Below are 16,896 nucleotides of genomic sequence, written 5' to 3'. Positions count from 1 at the left end.
GATCCCGGACGATCGCGCAGGACTACGGCTTGGAGACCCCGATGGAGCGCCCCGCCTGGGCCCCGCCAGGTATCGACATATCGGTGCCGAGCGTGTCCCGCATCTACGACTACTACCTGGGCGGCTCCCACAACTTCGAGGTCGACCGCCAGGCCGCCCGCCGCGCCATGGAGTTCCTGCCGGGCCTGCCCAAGATCATGCAGGCCAACCGCGCCTTCATGCGCCGCGCCGTCCGCTACGCCGTGGCCCAGGGCGTCACCCAGTTCCTCGACATCGGCTCCGGCATCCCGACCTTCGGCAACGTCCACGAGATCGCCCAGGCCGCCAGCCCCGAGGCCCGCGTGGTCTACGTGGACCACGACCCGGTGGCCGTCGCACACAGCCGCGCCGTCCTGGCCGGCGACGACCGCACCGGCATCGTCGCCGCCGACCTGCGCAAGCCGCGGGACATCCTCGCCGCCCCCGAGGTCTCGCAGCTGCTGGACCTCGAACGCCCGGTCGCCCTGCTGCTCGTCGCCGTCCTGCACTTCCTGGAGGACGCGGACGACCCGTACGCCGCCGTCGCCGAACTGCGCGAGGCCCTGGCCCCCGGCAGTCTCCTGGTGCTCACGCACGCCTCCTACGAGGGCATCCCGCTCTCCCAGGAGGTCGCGGGCGGGATGGTCGGCGTCTACCGGGACATCCGCAACCCGCTCGTGATGCGCAGCGGTGAGCAGATCACCCGCTTCTTCGACGGGTTCGAGGTGGTCGATCCCGGTGTCGTGTCGATGCCGCTGTGGCAGCCCGAGGGCACCGAGGACCCGGAGGACAGCGAGGCGCCCGAGGACCCGTACGCGTTCTCGGGCTTCGGCGGAGTGGGACGCAAGGCGTGAGATCCACGGCCGCGGTGCCTTCCGGCACACCGACCCCGAAGAACGCAGAACCCGCGCAGGCAGCGGAGCCCGCGCAGGGAGCGGAGCCTCCGTCCGCGCTCACAGGCCCGTCGGCTCCGGCGGGCCTGGCGGCGGGTCCCGCCGCGCTGCGGAGCGGGCTGGAGGACCGGATCGGGCGCTTCGCGACCATCTGGGGACGGGCGATCTTCCCCGTCACCGCGACCTCGCTGACCCGAGTCGAGTTCGAACAGCACCTCATCCCGCTCGCCCGCACCCTCGCCGAGGCCCTGCACGCCCGGCCCTTCGACGCGGGCGTCGCCCAGCGGGTCGGGGCCGAGCTCGTCGCCGTGCACTGCACCGACCCGGAGGCGCTGGCCGGCACGCTCGGCGTGGTCGAGTCGTACCTCGTGCTCTACTGCGGACCCGACGGCGTCGGCGTGGAGGGCACCGAGGAGTACCGGTCGCGCTGCGCCCGTCTCCAGCACGGGATCGCGGCCGGGTTCGCCCGCGCCCTGCGCGAGCGGACCCTCAAGGAGCAGGAGGCCATCGCCCGCTCCGCGCTGACGGCCCGCATCGACGCCCAGCAGGCCCTGCACGCGAGCGAGGAACGCTTCAAGGCGGTCTTCGAGGGCGCGGCCATCGGCATCGGCATCGCCGACCTCCAGGGCAACGTCCTCGAGGTCAACGACGCGCTGCTGCAGATGTTCGGCGGGATGGGCGGGCACGTCCGGGGCCGCAACGTCAGCGAGTGGGGCCACCCCGACGACGCCCCGCACGTCTGGCGGATGTACGGGGAACTCGTGCGCGGCGAGCGCGAGAGCTACCGCGTCGAGAAGCCGTACTACCGCCACGACGGGACCGTGCTGTGGACCAACCTGACGGTGTCGCTGCTGCGCGACGCCGAGGGCGTGCCGCAGTACCAGCTGGCGCTGATGGAGGACACCACCGAGCGCCGGCTGCTGAACCTGCGGCTCCGCTACGAGGCCACGCATGACGCCCTGACCGGGCTGCCGAACCGGACGCTGTTCTTCGAACGCCTGGAGAAGGCCCTGAGCGGGGCCGGCGGCAGCCGCTTCGGGCTGTGCTACCTGGACCTCGACGGGTTCAAGGCGGTCAACGACAGCCTCGGCCACTCGGCGGGCGACCGGCTCCTGGTGGAGGTCGCCGACCGGCTGTCGAGCTGCGCGACGGGCCCCGGCGAGGTCGTCGCACGACTCGGCGGCGACGAGTTCGTGGCGCTGACCACCGGTTCGGACACCGAGGAGAAGGTGACCGAACTCGCCGTCCGGATCCTGTCCGCCCTGTCCGTGCCCATCCGGATCGAGGGCCGCGAGCTGTCGGTCCGCGGCAGCATCGGCATCGTGGAGGGCCCCGCCCGGGAGCGCACCGCGGCGGAGGTGCTGCGCAGCGCCGACATCACCATGTACCGGGCCAAGGCGGCCGGCGGCAACCGCTTCGAGTTCGCCGACGCCGAGGCCGATGCCCGCGCGATCACCCGGCACGGCCTGACCAACGCCCTCCCGGCGGCGCTGGAACGCGGCGAGTTCTTCATCGAGTACCAGCCGCTGGTCCACATGCACGACGGCAGCGTCCACGGCGCCGAGGCGCTGGTTCGCTGGTCGCACCCGCAGTACGGGGTGCTCGGGCCGGACCGCTTCATCCCGCTCGCCGAACGGACCGGGCTGATCGTGCCGCTCGGCCGCTGGGTCCTGGAGGAGGCCGTCCGCCAGGCCCGCAACTGGCAGCGCCAGCACGGCGGCTCCGCCCTGCGGATCAACGTCAACCTCTCGCCGACCCAGCTGCACCACCCCGGCCTGGTCGCCGACACCGTCGCGGTGCTGGAGAACTCGGGCCTCGCCCCGGGCGCCCTGTGCCTGGAGGTCACCGAATCGGCCCTGATCGGCGCCGACGACGAACTCCTGGAACCGCTGCGCCGGCTCGCCGCCCTCGGCGTGGACATCGCGCTCGACGACTTCGGCACCGGCTACTCGAACCTGGCGAACCTGCGCCGCCTTCCGGTCAGCGTCCTGAAGCTGGACCGCTCCTTCACCAAGGGGATGCAGCAGCAGCCCGCCAACCCGGTCGACGTCAAGATCGTGGAAGGCATCGTCGCGCTGGCCCACAGCCTCGAACTCGCCGTCACGGTCGAGGGCGTCGAGACCGGCGCCCAGGCCGCCCAGCTGCGCGACCTCGGCTGCGACACCGCCCAGGGCTGGTACTACGCCCGCCCCGGCGCCCCCGACCGCATCCACACCCTCTCCCTGTCGGACGCCGTGCCCACGCCTTCCTGACGCCGGCTGCGGACTCGGACCCCCGACCCCGAGCGGCCGGTCGGCCCGACCTGCCGCGTCTGCCCGGACCCGGCCGGGCTGACCGGCTCCCCGGCGGGCGCCGGTCACTCCAGGCCGGCCTCTATGCCCCGGCCGGGCGTCCGGACAGCTTCCACGACGCGCTCGTACCGCCGTGAGGTGTCGGCCACCACCTCGGTGACCACCGGCAGCCGCTCGGCCTCGTAAGCGTCGAGCACCTCTTCCCCGGCTTCCCCGCCGAGAGCGGCCCCGAGGGTCCGCGCCAGGGCGGCCGCATCCGAGATGCCGGTGTTCATCCCGAGCCCGCCGGCTATGGGGTGGACGTGTGCGGCGTCCCCGGCGAGGAAGACCCGCCCCTCGCGCATCCGGCCGGCCACCCGGGCGTTGACCCGCCAGGTGGAGAGCCAGGTGGCGTCAGTGAGCCGGATCTCGGGCATCCGGGCGTGCCGGTCGAAGAGCCGCTGGAAGCTCTCCAGCGAGGGCGGCAGCTGCTCGCCGTGCTCGTCCGTCTCGGGTGTGGCCTGCAGCTGGAAGGTGTCCGTCCCCGGCATGGGGCAGAGCATGGTCCCGCCGCCCTCCGAGGTGAACCACTGGTGCCAGTGGTCCCGGCTGAGCCCGGGGGCCCGGACGTCCCCGACGACCATCGCGGTTTCCTCCTCCGTGCTCCCCTCGAAGGGGATTCCGAGGAGCTTGCGGGTGGTGCTGCGCCCGCCGTCGCACCCGGCGAGGTAGCGGGCCTCGATCACGCTGCCGTTCGCGAGCTCCGCCCGGACCCCGGTGGCGTCCTGGGTGATGCCGGCGAGCCGGGCGCCGTACTCGATCGTCACGCCCAGCCCGGCGAGCCGCTCGCGCAGCGCCCCCTCGATCTGCCACTGCCCGATCAGGATCCCGGTGCCGGCCACGGGGGTGTCGTTGATGTGCTCCCCGTCGAAGTACTTGCGCAGGACCACCTCCTCGTAGCCGATGGCGGTCAGGGACTCGGCCACGCCGAGCCCCTCGAAGATGTCGAGGCTGCTCTGCTGGAGTCCCTTGCCGCGGGACTCGTGGTGCGGCTCGGTGCGCTGGTCGATGAGGCGGACGGAGGCCCCGCGCAGGGCCAGGTCGCAGGCCAGGGTCAGCCCCGTGGGCCCGGAGCCGACGATCAGCACGTCGGTCGGCGCGTCGGTCACCGAGTCGGTCATCGAGTTGGTCAGTACGTCGGTCATCGGAGTTCCTCTCCTCGTCGTTGCCTCAAGGAAAGCGGCTCCCGACAGAAAATGCAACCCGGTTAAGAAAATTACCGAGTCACGCATTTCGTGGTACGCTCGCGTCATGGAGAACACGAAGGGTCTGCGCGAGAACAAGAAGCTCCGTACGCGGGGCCGACTGGCTGCCACGGCGCTGGAGCTCTTCCTGGAGCGGGGCTTCGATGCGGTGTCGGTGGCCGATGTCGCCGCCGCGGCCGAGGTGTCCAAGCCCACCCTGTTCCGGTACTTCCCGAGCAAGGAGGACCTGGTCCTCGACCGGTTCGCCGACCATCAGGACGAGGCGGCGCGCATCGTGCGCGACCGGCCCGCAGGGCAGACGCCGGTGGGAGCGGTCCATGCGCACTTCCTGGGCGCCCTCGCAGAACGGGATCCGATCACCGGCCTGTGCGACCACCCCGGGGTGCTCGCGTACCAGCGGCTGCTCTACACCACGGCCAGCCTGGAGACCCGGCTCGGCCACTACACCGACCGCGAGGTGGAACTGCTGGCCGCCGTGCTCGAAGCGGAGTCCGTCCCGCCGCTCGCCGCCCGGCTCGCGGCGACGCACGTGGTGGCGGTCCGGCACGAGCTGGGCCGCGAGAACTGGCGGCGTCTGGACTCCGGCCAGAGCGCCGACGACGCCCACCCGGCGGCCGTGGCCGACGCGGAGCTGGCCTTCACGATGCTGGCCGGCGGGCTCGACAAGGCTCTCCCCATAGCCGGTTAGCCGGGTGGCCGGAGCCCGACGCCCTCCCGCGGGAAGGTGCGGGCGGCGGCGGATTCAGCCGAGCAGGATGCGCTTCAGCTCGCGGGCCGCGCGTGGCGGAGCGACGTCCGTGCGGTGGGCCAGGGCGATCGTGCGGCGCAGGGGGGAACCCGCCAGAGGCGTGGCGCGCAGCCCCGGGCCGGCGTGGTCGACGACCATCGCCGGGACGACCGCGACGCCGAGCCCCGCGCGGACGAAGCCCAGGATCGCGTCCATCTCCCCGCCCTCCACCGTGAACACCGGCTCGAAGCCCTCCGCCCGGCAGGCGGCCACCGTCAGGTCGCGCAGGTCGTAGCCGTGGCGGAACATCACCATCGGCTCGTCGCGCAGCGCGGACACCGTGAGCGGACCGCCGCCCGCCGGAGGCGGCAGCTCCGCCGAGGAGACCACCACCAGGTCCTCCGTCAGCAGCTCCACCGTGCTCAGTGCCGGAGCCGAGGGCGGCAGCGGCAGTGCGATCAGCGCCAAGTCCAAGGCACCGCGCGCGAGTTCCCGTACGAGGTCCAGCGAACCGCTCTCCTCGATCAGCAGCTCGATCCCCGGATGCGCGGTGTGGAAGGACCGCAGCACATGCGGCAGCAGGCCCGTACACACGCTCGGCGTGGCCCCCAGCCGGACCCGCCCGCGCCGCAGCTGCGCCAGTTCCTGCACCTCGAGCCGCGCGGTGTCCGCATCCGCCAGGATCCGCCGGGCCAGCGGCAGCAGCGCCTCGCCGGCGTCGGTGAGCGCGATGTTCCCACGCGCCCGGCTGAACAGCTCCGCCCCCAGCTCCCGTTCGAGCGCCTTGATCTGCTGCGAGAGCGAGGGCTGGGCGACATGCACCCGTTCCGCAGCGCGGGTGAAGTGCCGGGTCTCGGCGACGGCCACGAAGTACAGGAGCTGCTGGAACTGCATCGCCCCAGGATACGCCGTACATAGGGAGCACCTATCGAGATGAGCGTCATCATGTCTTGGACCTCTTGGGACTTTGGTCCCTACCGTCTGTGGCATGGCTCTGGCAACGCGGACGGGCCGACGACCGTCCACCACGCGAACGCTCTGGGACTCCACCGTCGGCAAGAAGTCCGTGATGGCGGTGTCCGGGCTGATCATGCTCGGATACCTGGTCGTCCACATGATCGGCAACCTCAAGATCTTCTTCGGTCCGGGGGACTTCAACGGGTACGCCCACTGGCTCCGCCACATGGGCGAGCCCTTCCTGCACAGCCACTGGGGCCTGTGGGCGGCCCGCGTCGTCCTGCTCGCAGCCGTCGTCGCGCACGCCGTGTCCGCGTACCAGCTCAGCCGCCGCGACATCAAGGCCCGCCCGGTCAAGTACGCCCACAAGCGCCGCCGCGCGAGCTACGCCACCCGCACCATGCGCTGGGGCGGCGTCATCCTCGCCCTGTTCATCGTCTGGCACCTGCTCGACCTCACCACGCTCACCGTCAACGAGCGCGCATGGGCCGGCCACCCCTACGAGAACGTCCTCGCCACGTTCTCCACCTGGTACGGGAACACGATCTACATCGTGGCGATGGCCGCCCTCGCGGCGCACGTCCGGCACGGCTTCTGGAGCGCCGCCCAGACCCTCGGCGCGGGCAACGCCCGGCGCGACCGCGCCCTCAAGGTCCTCGCCAACGCCCTGGCCCTCGTCCTCTTCGCGGGCTTCGTCTCCGTCCCCGTAGCCGTCATGACCGGAGTGGTGAGCTGACATGAGCAACGACTACGCCCACACCGACTACGTCCACAGCGACTACACCCGCTACGGCACCGGCGAGCCGATCGCCGACACCAAGGCCCCCGACGGCCCCATCGCCGAACGCTGGGACCGCCGCCGTTTCGAGGCCAAGCTCGTCAACCCGGCCAACCGCCGCAAGCACACCGTGATCGTCGTCGGAACCGGCCTGGCCGGCGGGGCGGCCGGCGCCACCCTCGCCGAACAGGGCTACCACGTCGTCCAGTTCTGCTTCTCCGACTCCCCGCGCCGGGCCCACTCCATCGCCGCGCAGGGCGGCATCAACGCCGCCAAGAACTACCGCAACGACGGCGACTCGGTGCACCGCCTCTTCTACGACACCGTCAAGGGCGGCGACTTCCGCGCCCGCGAGTCGAACGTCCACCGCCTCGCCCAGATCTCCGTCGAGATCATCGACCAGTGCGTGGCCCAGGGCGTCCCCTTCGCCCGCGAGTACGGCGGCCTCCTCGACACGCGCTCCTTCGGCGGCGTCCAGGTCTCCCGCACCTTCTACGCCCGCGGCCAGACGGGCCAGCAGCTCCTCCTCGGCGCCTACCAGGCACTGTCCCGGCAGATCGCCGCAGGCAACGTGGAGATGCACGCCCGCACCGAGATGCTCGACCTGATCACCGTCGACGGAGTGGCCCGCGGCATCGTCGCCCGCGACCTGGTCACCGGCAGCATCGACACGTACTACGCGGACGCGGTCGTCCTGGCCAGCGGCGGCTACGGAAACGTCTTCTACCTCTCCACCAACGCCATGAACTCCAACGCGACCGCCGTCTGGCGGGCGCACCGGCGCGGCGCCTACTTCGCCAACCCCTGCTTCACCCAGATCCACCCCACCTGCATCCCGCGCACCGGCGACCACCAGTCCAAGCTCACCCTGATGAGCGAGTCCCTGCGCAACGACGGCCGCATCTGGGTCCCCAAGGCCCAGGGCGACACCCGCCCCGCCGCCGAGATCCCCGAGGCCGAGCGCGACTACTACCTGGAGCGGATCTACCCCTCCTTCGGCAACCTCGTGCCCCGCGACATCGCCTCCCGCGCCGCCAAGAACGTCTGCGACGAGGGCCGCGGGGTCGGCCCCGGCGGGCAGGGCGTGTACCTCGACTTCGCCGACGCCATCCGCCGCATGGGCCGGGACGAGGTCGCCGAGAAGTACGGCAACCTCTTCGAGATGTACGAGCGGATCACCGCGGAGGACCCGTACGAGGTCCCCATGCGGATCTATCCCGCCGTGCACTACACGATGGGCGGCCTGTGGGTCGACTACGACCTCCAGACCACCGTCCCCGGCCTCTTCGCGATCGGCGAGGCCAACTTCTCCGACCACGGGGCCAACCGCCTCGGCGCCTCCGCCCTGATGCAGGGCCTCGGCGACGGCTACTTCGTGCTCCCCTCCACCATCAACGACTACCTGGCCCGCCACCCGCACCAGGAAGCCGTCGACGACAGCCACCCCGAGGCCGCGGCCGCGATCCGCGAGACCCGCGACTGCCTCGCCAAGCTGATCGCCGTCGACGGCGACCGCACCCCCGACTCCTTCCACCGCGAGATCGGCGAGCTCATGTGGGAGTACTGCGGCATGTCCCGCACCGAGGAGGGCCTGCGCAAGGCGCTGGACCGGATCCCGCACATCCGCGAGGAGTTCTGGAAGCGGATCAAGGTCCCGGGCAGCGGCGAAGAGTTCAACCAGTCCCTCGAGAAGGCCAACCGCATCGTCGACTACCTGGAGCTCGCCGAGCTGATGTGCCTCGACGCCCTCCACCGCGCCGAGTCCTGCGGCGGACACTTCCGCGAGGAGTCCCAGACCCCGGACGGCGAGGCCGCCCGCCGAGACGAGGAGTTCGGCTACGCCGCCGCCTGGCAGTACCAGGGCACCGGCGCGGCCCCCGTCCTGCACAAGGAAGACCTCGTCTTCGAGTACGTCCACCCCACCCAGCGGAGCTACGCATGAGGCTCAACCTGCGCGTCTGGCGCCAGCAGAACCCCGACACCCCCGGCGCCATGGTCACGTACGAGGTCGACGGCATATCCCGCGACATGTCGTTCCTGGAGATGCTCGACACCCTCAACGAGGACCTCATCCTGCGCGGCGAGGACCCGGTCGCCTTCGACCACGACTGCCGCGAAGGCATCTGCGGCGCGTGCAGCCTCGTGATCAACGGCGACGCCCACGGCCCCGAGCGCACCACCACCTGCCAGCTCCACATGCGCTCCTTCGCCGACGGCGACACCATCGACGTCGAGCCCTGGCGGGCCTCCGCCTTCCCGGTGGTCAAGGACCTCGTCGTGGACCGCAGCGCCTTCGACCGGATCATCCAGGCCGGCGGCTACGTCACCGCCCCGACCGGATCGGCCCCCGAGGCACACGCCACCGCCGTGCCCAAGGCCGACGCCGACTTCGCCTTCGAGCACGCCGAGTGCATCGGCTGCGGTGCCTGCGTGGCGGCCTGCCCCAACGGCTCCGCGATGCTCTTCACCTCCGCCAAGGTCAACCACCTGAGCGTGCTGCCGCAGGGCTCGCCCGAGCGGGAGACCCGCGTACTCGACATGGTGGCCCAGATGGACGGCGAGGGCTTCGGCGGCTGCACCCTCACCGGGGAGTGCGCCACGGCCTGCCCCAAGGGCATCCCGCTGCCGTCCATCGCCGCCATGAACCGCGAGTGGCTGAGGGCGGTCCGCAAACACGGAGCGTGAGGCCGCAGGACCGGAGCCTGAGAAGTGCCTGTGAGATGCGGACAAAGGGACTCCAGACACTTGCGTGAAAAATGAACGACGGGAAAGGTGGAGGTGAACGAGGCATCCGCCCCTGCCTGCCGGACGGCACCGCACCCCCTCACGCCGGGTGCCGCCCGCATCCTCGGGTGCCGCACACCGGCGCCGTCCCGCGAGGTCGTATATGCAGGGCCTTTCCCGTCTTCCCCTCCCCGTCGGCCTGCGCCGGATCGTACGGACGCTGCGCCGGCCCGGCGGCGTACCGAAACAGCCGGACGCCTCCCAGCGGGAGCGCACGGGGAGCGGGAGCCAGGCGCTGCCCCCGCGCGGCCGCACCCGTGAGGACGAGCTGCTGGAGAAGCTGCCGGGCCTGGTCCGGCACCGCGGCCGGCTCGCCCGGGTCCGCGACGACCTGCTGCCGGCCGGCGCCCGGGACGCCAGCCTGAACGCGGTCGCCGAGGCACTCGAAGCGGCCGCCGTCCCGTACGGACTGGTCCCCGACGGCGGGCTCCGGCACCGGGTGGCCATCGCCCCGGACGACCGCGCCGCCGCCCTGAAGGCATGCGCCGGAGCCTTCGCAGGGCTCCCCGTGTACGCCCGGCTCCTCGGGGACGGCGGGGAAGCGGGGGAGATCCTCGCCGAGGCACTCCCCGAAGCGGTCGCGGCCCGAGAGTCCGGGCCCGCCGACCCACCGCACCCGAAGATCAAGGGCGTCCGCCTCTTCCAGCCGGTCGTCACCTCCGGCCGGACCCTGGCCTACGGCCCCGACACGGGCTGCGACCTGGAGTTCTGGGAAGCCGCCGATTCCGGCGTCGGCGCGATCGCCGGCCTGCGCGAGACCCCGTACGGCTGGTGGGTGCCCACCCTCGAAGCGACCTCCAGCACCCGCATCGGCGAACGCGACCACCCCGTCGTCGACGCCTTCGCGGGCCGCTTCCCCGACGACATCGACTTCCCCGTCGACGCCGTGATCACCTGGGTCGACGCCGCCGACCCCGCCTGGCGCCGACGCCGGGACCACGCCGCCGCGGCCGAGGCCGGCACCGGCCGCCACGCCCTCGTCGACCACGCCGAGAACCGCTACCGCGACCGCGGGGAACTCCGCTACTGCCTGCGCTCCATCGCCGCCCACGCGCCCTGGATCCGCCGCGTCTTCGTCGTCACCGACGACCAGACCCCGCCCTGGCTCGCCACCGGCCACCCCCGGCTGACCGTCGTCGACCACCGCGAGCTGTTCGCGGACCCCGCCGGCCTCCCGGTGTTCAACTCCCACGCCATCGAGAGCCAGCTCCACCGCATCCCCGGCCTCGCCGAGCACTTCCTCTACTTCAACGACGACATCTTCCTCGGCCGCCCGCAGCGCCCGCAGAACTACTTCCTCTCCTCCGGACTGCCCAAGGTCTTCCACGACCGGCGGGCCGTGGCCCCCGACGCCCCGAGCGATGACGACGACGTCTTCACCGCCTCCCAGAAGGCCACCCGGCACGCGGTGGAACAGGCCGTCGGCCGCACCTACCCGCACATCCTGGCCCACACCCCCTACCCGCTCAGCCGCTCCCTCTTCGCCCACGTCGAGGAACGGCTGCCCGGCCGGCTCACCACCACCAGCCGCTCGGTCTTCCGCAGCGCCGACGACCTCGCACCCGTCACCCTCGCCTCCCACCTCGCCCTCGCCGACGCCCGCGCCGTCGAGGGCGAACTGCACCACGCGTACGTCAGCACCGGCCGGGCCGACGAGATCGACCGGCTGCCGGGCCTCGCCGCCGACCGCTCGGCCGACGCGTTCTGCCTCGCCGACGACGACGCCGGACCCGGCCTGTCGCCCCTGGAGCAGCAGCGAGCGGTCACCGCGTTCCTCGAGGCGTACTTCCCGGTGCCCTCCCCGTACGAGAAGTCCCGGCCGACGGGCTGACCGGCTGACCGGGTCGGCTCACCGGGTCGGCTGACCGGGTCGGCTCACCGGGTCGGCTCGCCGACCGGCTGACCCCGACCGGCTGACCCCGACCGGCTGACCCCGACCGGCGGACCCCGATCGGCGGATCCGATCGGCCGACCGGGCGCTCGTGGCGGCCGTACGACGCGCCGCGCCCCGCCGGCGTCCGGCACGTGGGGGACAGTGGGCCCCATGCCACAAGCCCCCGCCGGGTCCGGACCGCGCCGCCGCACCCTCCTGGCGGCCGCCGCCCTCGCCCCGCTCGCGATGGCCGGCTGCTCCGGGGAGGACCTGTCCGGCACCTCGGGCCACGGCCCGAAACCCGCGCCGAAGGACGCCCTGGTCATGCTGATCCGGCATGCGGAGAAGCCGTACGCCGGGGACCTGGGCGAGGACGAGGACGGCAACGAGAACCCCGGATCCCTCGCCGGGCGCGGCCGGCGCCGCGCTGAGGAACTGCACCGCCTCTTCCCGCCCGCCGGCGGTTCCGATCTGCCCCGCCCCACGGTCGTCTTCGCGGCCGGCGGCCCGGCAGGAGCCCCCGCCCGCTGCCGCCAGACGGTCGAGCCGCTGACCGCGGCCCTGCGTACCCCGCTGCGTGGGGAGTTCGCCGTCGGCGCCGAACCGGCCCTGGCCCGCGCCGCACTGGCCGCGCGCATGCCCGTACTCGTCTGCTGGGAGCACACCGGCATCCCGCGCCTGATCCACGCCCTCGGCGCCCACCAGGTCCTCGGTATCCCCGCCGTCTGGCCCGACCGCTACGACCTGGTGTGGGTGCTCACCCGCCGGCAGGGCCGGTGGAGCTTCCGCGAACTCCCGCAGCACCTGCTGCCGGGGGATGCCTAGGGGGTGTCCGCAAGTCGTCGTCCGACCGGCAGAAGGGTGCAGGGACATGCACGGTGACGAGTCGGCAGGGCCGGCCGGCCGGCGGGACGTGCGCGGCATGCTGATGTGGTGGGGGCCGCGGGCGCTGTTCGTGGTGGGCGCCGTGGTGCTCGTCGTGGAGTCCAGCCGCGGGGTGCCGCTGCCGGAGCTGTACGGGGCCCTGGGCTTCTTCGGCGTCTGCAGTGCCGTCTTCGTCGGACGACAGCTGGGGGTCGGGCACGAGCGGGACCCCGGCGGGCGCATCCCGCGGTGGCTGCTGCGGGCGGCCGGCCTGCTGAGCACCGCCGGAGTGGTGGTGCTCGTCCTCCATCTGGTGGGAGTGGAGGGGGACGCCCTGCCGCTCGTCGGGTCGGTGCTCCTGCTGCTCGGTCTGGGCTGGTTCGTCGAGGCGTGGCGGGGAATCGATCCGGGCCGGCCGAGGAGGCCCCTGGTGCTGTGGGGCGTGGCCCTGATGGCCCTGACCGCGCTGGTGGCGGTCATCGCAGCCCTCGTGTTGCCCAGGGCCAAGGGCGGTCTCTACACCGGCCTGCTCATCACCCTCGGCGCGGCCCTCTTCGTGCTCCTCCCGCTCGGCCTCAACCTCCTGTCCGAATGGGGTGTACGCCTCTTGCGGACCCGGCGCTCCGCCGCGGGACCGGGGGCCGGTGTGGGAGTCGTCGGGATCCTGGGCCTCGTCGTCACCGCCGGAGTCGTCCTGTCCTGCCTGTGGCTCGTACAGCAGGACCGGGTGCCGGCCGCGGTGCTCGTCGCGGCGGCGCTGCTCCTGCTGGCGGCGATCGTCTCCAACACGCATGCCGACGTCGCCCTGGTCCTCGCGGGGCTCTGCCTCCTCGCGGCGGCGCCCCCGGAGCACCGCCTCCCCCAGGCGCTCGACCCTGCGGGAGGGCAGCGCGTCCTGGTGGCCCTGGGCGACTCCTACATGTCGGGCGAGGGCGCGAGCAGCTACTACGAGGGAACCGACGACGGCGGCGGCAACGAGTGCCGGCGCTCGCCCTCCGCCTATGCGGTCGGACTCGCCGCCGCCGGCCCGCGGTTCGACCGCATGCTGTTCCTCGCCTGTTCCGGCGCGCGGACCTACAACGTCAACCCCCGCTCCGGAGCCGGCCACTCTCGCGTGCAGCCGGGCGAACCGGCCACCCAGCTCGACCAGCTGAACAGCCTGGCGTCCACGTTCCACCCGGCCCTCGTCATCGTTGCGCTGGGCGGCAACGACGCCGGATTCGCCATCCTCGGAGAGGCGTGCCTCGCCCCCGGCGACTGCGAGACCCGCAGGCCCCTGTTCGTGAACAACCTGCCGAAGGTCCGCCAGGACCTCATCGCGACCTACCGCTCCCTGCGGCAGGCGGTGCCCGCCGACGTGCCCATCGTGGCCGTGCCCTACCCGCAGCCGATCGCCGCGGCCGGCAGCTGCTCCGGAGTGGCCCTCACGAAGGCCGAGCGCGATTTCATCCGCACGTTCGTGGAACAGATCGACACCACGGTGCGCCAGGCGGCCGACACGGCGGGCATCACGTACATGGCCGACATGAAGGACAGCTTCGCCACGCACCGGCTCCAGCTGTGCGAGCGCAGAAAAGGCGCGGCCGGAGTCAATTTCGTGGGCATCGAGACGGTCAACGGGCTCGCCTCGCAGCGCTTCAGCCCCGCCAAGTGGCTCCACAACAGCCTGCACCCGAACGAACGCGGCCACGCAGCCATGCGCGACACCTTCACCACCTGGCTCGACGCCCACCCCGAACTCGTGGCGCCCCGCACGCCCACGGGCCAGGAACAGGCGACGGTCGCGTCCGCGGCCGAACCCGAGCCGCTGTGCGGCATGACCGACGACGCGGTGACCGCGCACTGCAAGGTGCAGCTCCGGGCCTGGGAGCTGGAACAGGTCCGCGGTGGCTGGCCGTGGCTGCTGCTCGTGCTGTTCGGACTGGGCTTGGTGTGGGCCGCGAGCGTCGCCGTCTTCAGCCTGCTCCCCGGAGGCGGGCGGTCCTACCGGGATCCCGGATCCAGCGCACGGGCGAGGTAGGGGGCGGTGCGGCTCGCCGCCTCCCGGGCCACCCGCGCGGGCGGACCCGCCGCGACGATCCGGCCGCCGTCGGCGCCGCCGCCCGGGCCCAGGTCGATCACCCAGTCCGCGCCCGCCACCACCTCCATGTCGTGCTCGACGACCACCACCGAGTGCCCGGCGTCCACCAGCCCGTGCAACTGCCGCAGCAGCACCCGCACATCGGCCGGATGCAGCCCCGTCGTCGGCTCGTCCAGTACGTACAGGGTGTGGTCGCGGCGCCGGCGCTGGAGCTCCGTGGCCAGCTTGATCCGCTGTGCCTCGCCGCCCGACAGCTCCGTGGCCGGCTGCCCCAGCCGCAGATAGCCCAGCCCGATGTCCTCCAGCGCCCGCAGGCTGCGCGCCGCCGCCGGGACCTGCGCGAAGAACGCGGCCGCGGACTCCACCGTCAGCCCCAGCACCTCCGCGATGTTCAGCCCCTCGTACCGCACCTCCAGGGTCTCGGTGTTGTACCGGGCCCCGGCACACTCCGGGCACGGCGCGTACGTACTCGGCAGGAACAGCAGCTCCACCGAGACGAAGCCCTCGCCCTGGCAGGTCTCGCACCGGCCGCCCGGCACGTTGAAGGAGAACCGGCCCGCCTTCCAGCCGCGCGCCCGCGCCTGCGGGGCCGCCGTGAACAGCTTGCGCACCACGTCGAACAGCCCCGTGTACGTGGCCAGGTTGGACCGCGGCGTGCGGCCGATCGGCTTCTGGTCCACCTCCACCAGCCGCCGCACCGGATACCCCGGATCCGCCAGCCGCTCGCCGACCTCCCGGGCGAGCACCTGACCCACCAGCGTGGACTTGCCCGAGCCCGACACCCCGGTCACGGCAGTGAACACCCCGAGCGGGAACTCCGCGTCCACGCCCCGCAGGTTGTGCCGCTCGACACCGGTGAGCCGGACCGCACCGCTCGCCTCCCGCACCTCCCGCCCCGGCCCCGGCTCCGGCTCGCGCGCCGCGAACAGGTGGCGCGCGGTCGCCGATCCGGCCACACCGGCCAGCTCCTGCGGCGGCCCGCTGTACAGCACCCGCCCGCCGTGCTCCCCGGCCAGCGGGCCCACGTCCACCAGCCAGTCCGCATGCCGCACCACGTCCAGGTGGTGCTCCACGACGAACACCGTGTTCCCCGCCGCCTTGAGCCGGTCCAGTACGCCGAGCAGTGCCTCCGTGTCGGCCGGGTGCAGCCCCGCCGACGGCTCGTCCAGTACGTACACGACCCCGAACAGCCCGGACCGCAGCTGCGTGGCCAGCCTGAGCCGCTGCAGCTCGCCCGCCGACAGGGTCGGCGCGGTGCGGTCCAGGCTCAGGTAGCCGAGCCCGAGCTCCACGACGGGCCCGATGCGGGACCGCAGGTCCTCGGCGAGCACCCGGGCCGCCTCCCCGTCCGGGGCCGCGGAGGCCAGTACGCCGTCCAGGGCGGTCAGCGGCAGCGCCGCCAGCTCGGCGATCGTACGGCCCGCGAACGTCACGGCCAGCGCCGCAGGTCCCAGCCGCCGCCCCGCGCACACCGGGCACGGGGAATCGGCGAGGAACCGCTCGGCGCGGGCGCGCAGCGTGGCGCTCTTGCTGTCCGAGAAGGTCCGCATCACATAGCGGTGGGCGCTCATGTAGGTGCCCTGGTACGGCCGTTGGATCCGGTCCGCGTCCCGTACCGGGTGCACCGTGACCACCGGCTGCTCCTCGGTGAACAGGATCCACTCGCGGTCCTTCGCAGCCAACTCCCGCCAGGGCGCGTCCACGTCGTACCCGAGCACCTCCAGGACGTCCCGGAGGTTCTTGCCCTGCCAGGCGCCTGGCCAGGCGGCGATCGCCCCCTGGCGGATCGACAGCTCGGGGTCCGGTACGAGGAGTTCCTCGCTGGTGCGGTGGATGCTGCCGAGGCCGTGGCAGGCCGGGCAGGCCCCGGCCGCGGTGTTGGGGGAGAAGGCGTCGGAGTCGAGCCGTTCGGCGCCCGGCGGATAGGTTCCGGCGCGGGAGTACAGCATCCGCAGGGAGTTGGACAGCAGGGTCACCGTCCCGACCGAGGACCGTGAGCCGGGGGAGGAGCGCCGCTGCTCCAGCGAGACGGCGGGCGGCAGCCCGGTGACGGAGTCCACCTTCGGGGCGCCGATCTGGTGGATCAGGCGGCGGGCGTACGGGGCCACCGACTCGAAGTACCGGCGCTGGGCCTCGGCGTAGAGCGTGCCGAAGGCCAGCGAACTCTTCCCGGAGCCGGAGACCCCGGTGAACACGGTCAGGGCGTCGCGCGGGATGTCCACGTCGACGTCGCGCAGGTTGTGCTCCCGGGCACCCCGCACCCGTACGAAGGAATCGGGGCGGGCCTGGGGTGCGGAGGCGGTGGAGTGGTGCATTCGCCCCAGTTTACGGGCCACGCGTACGGGCGGCGCGTACGGGCCGTGCGTACGGGCCGTGCGTACGGGCGG

At 72.8% G+C, this 16,896-nt stretch carries 12 protein-coding genes; 9 read left to right on the top strand and 3 right to left on the bottom strand.

Features of this window, described 5'->3' with window-relative positions; genetic code table 11:
- Positions 1 to 41 precede the first annotated feature (41 nt).
- Both OG299_RS07440 and OG299_RS07435 read left to right on the top strand, forming a co-directional pair.
- Positions 42 to 872: an SAM-dependent methyltransferase gene (locus OG299_RS07440; protein ID WP_266635347.1), complete on the top strand. Its 831-nt coding sequence runs from the start codon at positions 42 to 44 to the stop codon at positions 870 to 872.
- A 125-nt stretch (positions 873 to 997) separates the two neighbouring features.
- Positions 998 to 3,163, top strand: coding sequence for a putative bifunctional diguanylate cyclase/phosphodiesterase (locus tag OG299_RS07435; protein WP_323179134.1), 2,166 nt, complete (start codon positions 998 to 1,000; stop codon positions 3,161 to 3,163).
- 104 nt (positions 3,164 to 3,267) lie between these two features.
- Here the strand turns inward: OG299_RS07435 and OG299_RS07430 are convergent, their stop codons facing one another.
- Positions 3,268 to 4,386 carry an FAD-dependent oxidoreductase gene (locus tag OG299_RS07430; RefSeq protein ID WP_327360979.1) on the bottom strand — a complete coding sequence of 373 codons (1,119 nt, stop codon included), beginning with the start codon at positions 4,384 to 4,386 and terminating at the stop codon, positions 3,268 to 3,270.
- Between the two features lie 106 nt (positions 4,387 to 4,492).
- Between OG299_RS07430 and OG299_RS07425 the strand changes: the two genes are divergently transcribed.
- Entirely contained in the window at positions 4,493 to 5,134 is a 642-nt protein-coding gene (locus OG299_RS07425; protein ID WP_327360978.1) for a TetR/AcrR family transcriptional regulator, read from the top strand.
- A 54-nt stretch (positions 5,135 to 5,188) separates the two neighbouring features.
- Here the strand turns inward: OG299_RS07425 and OG299_RS07420 are convergent, their stop codons facing one another.
- Complete coding sequence (locus OG299_RS07420; RefSeq protein ID WP_327360977.1) at positions 5,189 to 6,067, bottom strand: LysR family transcriptional regulator; 879 nt, start codon at positions 6,065 to 6,067, stop codon at positions 5,189 to 5,191.
- A 94-nt stretch (positions 6,068 to 6,161) separates the two neighbouring features.
- Here OG299_RS07420 and OG299_RS07415 point away from each other — a divergent pair, with 94 nt between their 5' ends.
- From OG299_RS07415 to OG299_RS07390, 6 genes are all read left to right on the top strand, one after another.
- Positions 6,162 to 6,866 (top strand): succinate dehydrogenase cytochrome b subunit, encoded by a 705-nt coding sequence (locus tag OG299_RS07415; protein ID WP_266635351.1) that lies wholly within the window; start codon positions 6,162 to 6,164, stop codon positions 6,864 to 6,866.
- Position 6,867: 1 nt separating this feature from the next.
- Positions 6,868 to 8,850 carry a fumarate reductase/succinate dehydrogenase flavoprotein subunit gene (locus tag OG299_RS07410; protein ID WP_327360976.1) on the top strand — a complete coding sequence of 661 codons (1,983 nt, stop codon included), beginning with the start codon at positions 6,868 to 6,870 and terminating at the stop codon, positions 8,848 to 8,850.
- On the top strand, positions 8,847 to 9,593 hold the full coding sequence (locus OG299_RS07405) for a succinate dehydrogenase/fumarate reductase iron-sulfur subunit (protein WP_327360975.1): 747 nt from the start codon (positions 8,847 to 8,849) through the stop codon (positions 9,591 to 9,593). The genes OG299_RS07410 and OG299_RS07405 overlap by 4 nt, the downstream gene beginning before the upstream one ends.
- Before the next feature lie 202 nt (positions 9,594 to 9,795).
- Positions 9,796 to 11,523, top strand: coding sequence for a stealth family protein (locus OG299_RS07400; RefSeq protein ID WP_327360974.1), 1,728 nt, complete (start codon positions 9,796 to 9,798; stop codon positions 11,521 to 11,523).
- Positions 11,524 to 11,736: 213 nt separating this feature from the next.
- The gene (locus OG299_RS07395; RefSeq protein ID WP_327360973.1) at positions 11,737 to 12,390 is read left to right on the top strand and encodes a hypothetical protein; all 654 of its coding nucleotides are present in this window, start codon (positions 11,737 to 11,739) and stop codon (positions 12,388 to 12,390) included.
- A 46-nt stretch (positions 12,391 to 12,436) separates the two neighbouring features.
- Positions 12,437 to 14,449, top strand: coding sequence for an SGNH/GDSL hydrolase family protein (locus tag OG299_RS07390; RefSeq protein ID WP_327360972.1), 2,013 nt, complete (start codon positions 12,437 to 12,439; stop codon positions 14,447 to 14,449).
- Here OG299_RS07390 and OG299_RS07385 read toward each other — a convergent pair.
- The gene (locus OG299_RS07385) at positions 14,413 to 16,824 is read right to left on the bottom strand and encodes an excinuclease ABC subunit UvrA (RefSeq protein ID WP_327360971.1); all 2,412 of its coding nucleotides are present in this window, start codon (positions 16,822 to 16,824) and stop codon (positions 14,413 to 14,415) included. The genes OG299_RS07390 and OG299_RS07385 overlap by 37 nt on opposite strands.
- Between the last annotated feature and the right edge of the window lie 72 nt (positions 16,825 to 16,896).

Source organism: Streptomyces sp. NBC_01296, assembly GCF_035984415.1.
Lineage (GTDB): Bacteria > Actinomycetota > Actinomycetes > Streptomycetales > Streptomycetaceae > Streptomyces.
This window is presented reverse-complemented; position numbering and strand designations above follow the sequence as displayed.

Excerpts from the sequence above, each read along its gene's own strand:
- OG299_RS07400 (WP_327360974.1), top strand. The coding sequence starts at position 9,796 with ATGCAGGGCCTTTCCCGTCTTCCCCTCCCCGTCGGCCTGCGCCGGATC.
- OG299_RS07440 (WP_266635347.1), top strand. The coding sequence starts at position 42 with ATGGAGCGCCCCGCCTGGGCCCCGCCAGGTATCGACATATCGGTGCCG.
- OG299_RS07395 (WP_327360973.1), top strand. The coding sequence starts at position 11,737 with ATGCCACAAGCCCCCGCCGGGTCCGGACCGCGCCGCCGCACCCTCCTG.
- OG299_RS07405 (WP_327360975.1), top strand. The coding sequence starts at position 8,847 with ATGAGGCTCAACCTGCGCGTCTGGCGCCAGCAGAACCCCGACACCCCC.
- OG299_RS07425 (WP_327360978.1), top strand. The coding sequence starts at position 4,493 with ATGGAGAACACGAAGGGTCTGCGCGAGAACAAGAAGCTCCGTACGCGG.
- OG299_RS07415 (WP_266635351.1), top strand. The coding sequence starts at position 6,162 with ATGGCTCTGGCAACGCGGACGGGCCGACGACCGTCCACCACGCGAACG.
- OG299_RS07410 (WP_327360976.1), top strand. The coding sequence starts at position 6,868 with ATGAGCAACGACTACGCCCACACCGACTACGTCCACAGCGACTACACC.
- OG299_RS07385 (WP_327360971.1), bottom strand. The coding sequence starts at position 16,824 with ATGCACCACTCCACCGCCTCCGCACCCCAGGCCCGCCCCGATTCCTTC.
- OG299_RS07390 (WP_327360972.1), top strand. The coding sequence starts at position 12,437 with ATGCACGGTGACGAGTCGGCAGGGCCGGCCGGCCGGCGGGACGTGCGC.
- OG299_RS07420 (WP_327360977.1), bottom strand. The coding sequence starts at position 6,067 with ATGCAGTTCCAGCAGCTCCTGTACTTCGTGGCCGTCGCCGAGACCCGG.
- OG299_RS07430 (WP_327360979.1), bottom strand. The coding sequence starts at position 4,386 with ATGACCGACGTACTGACCAACTCGATGACCGACTCGGTGACCGACGCG.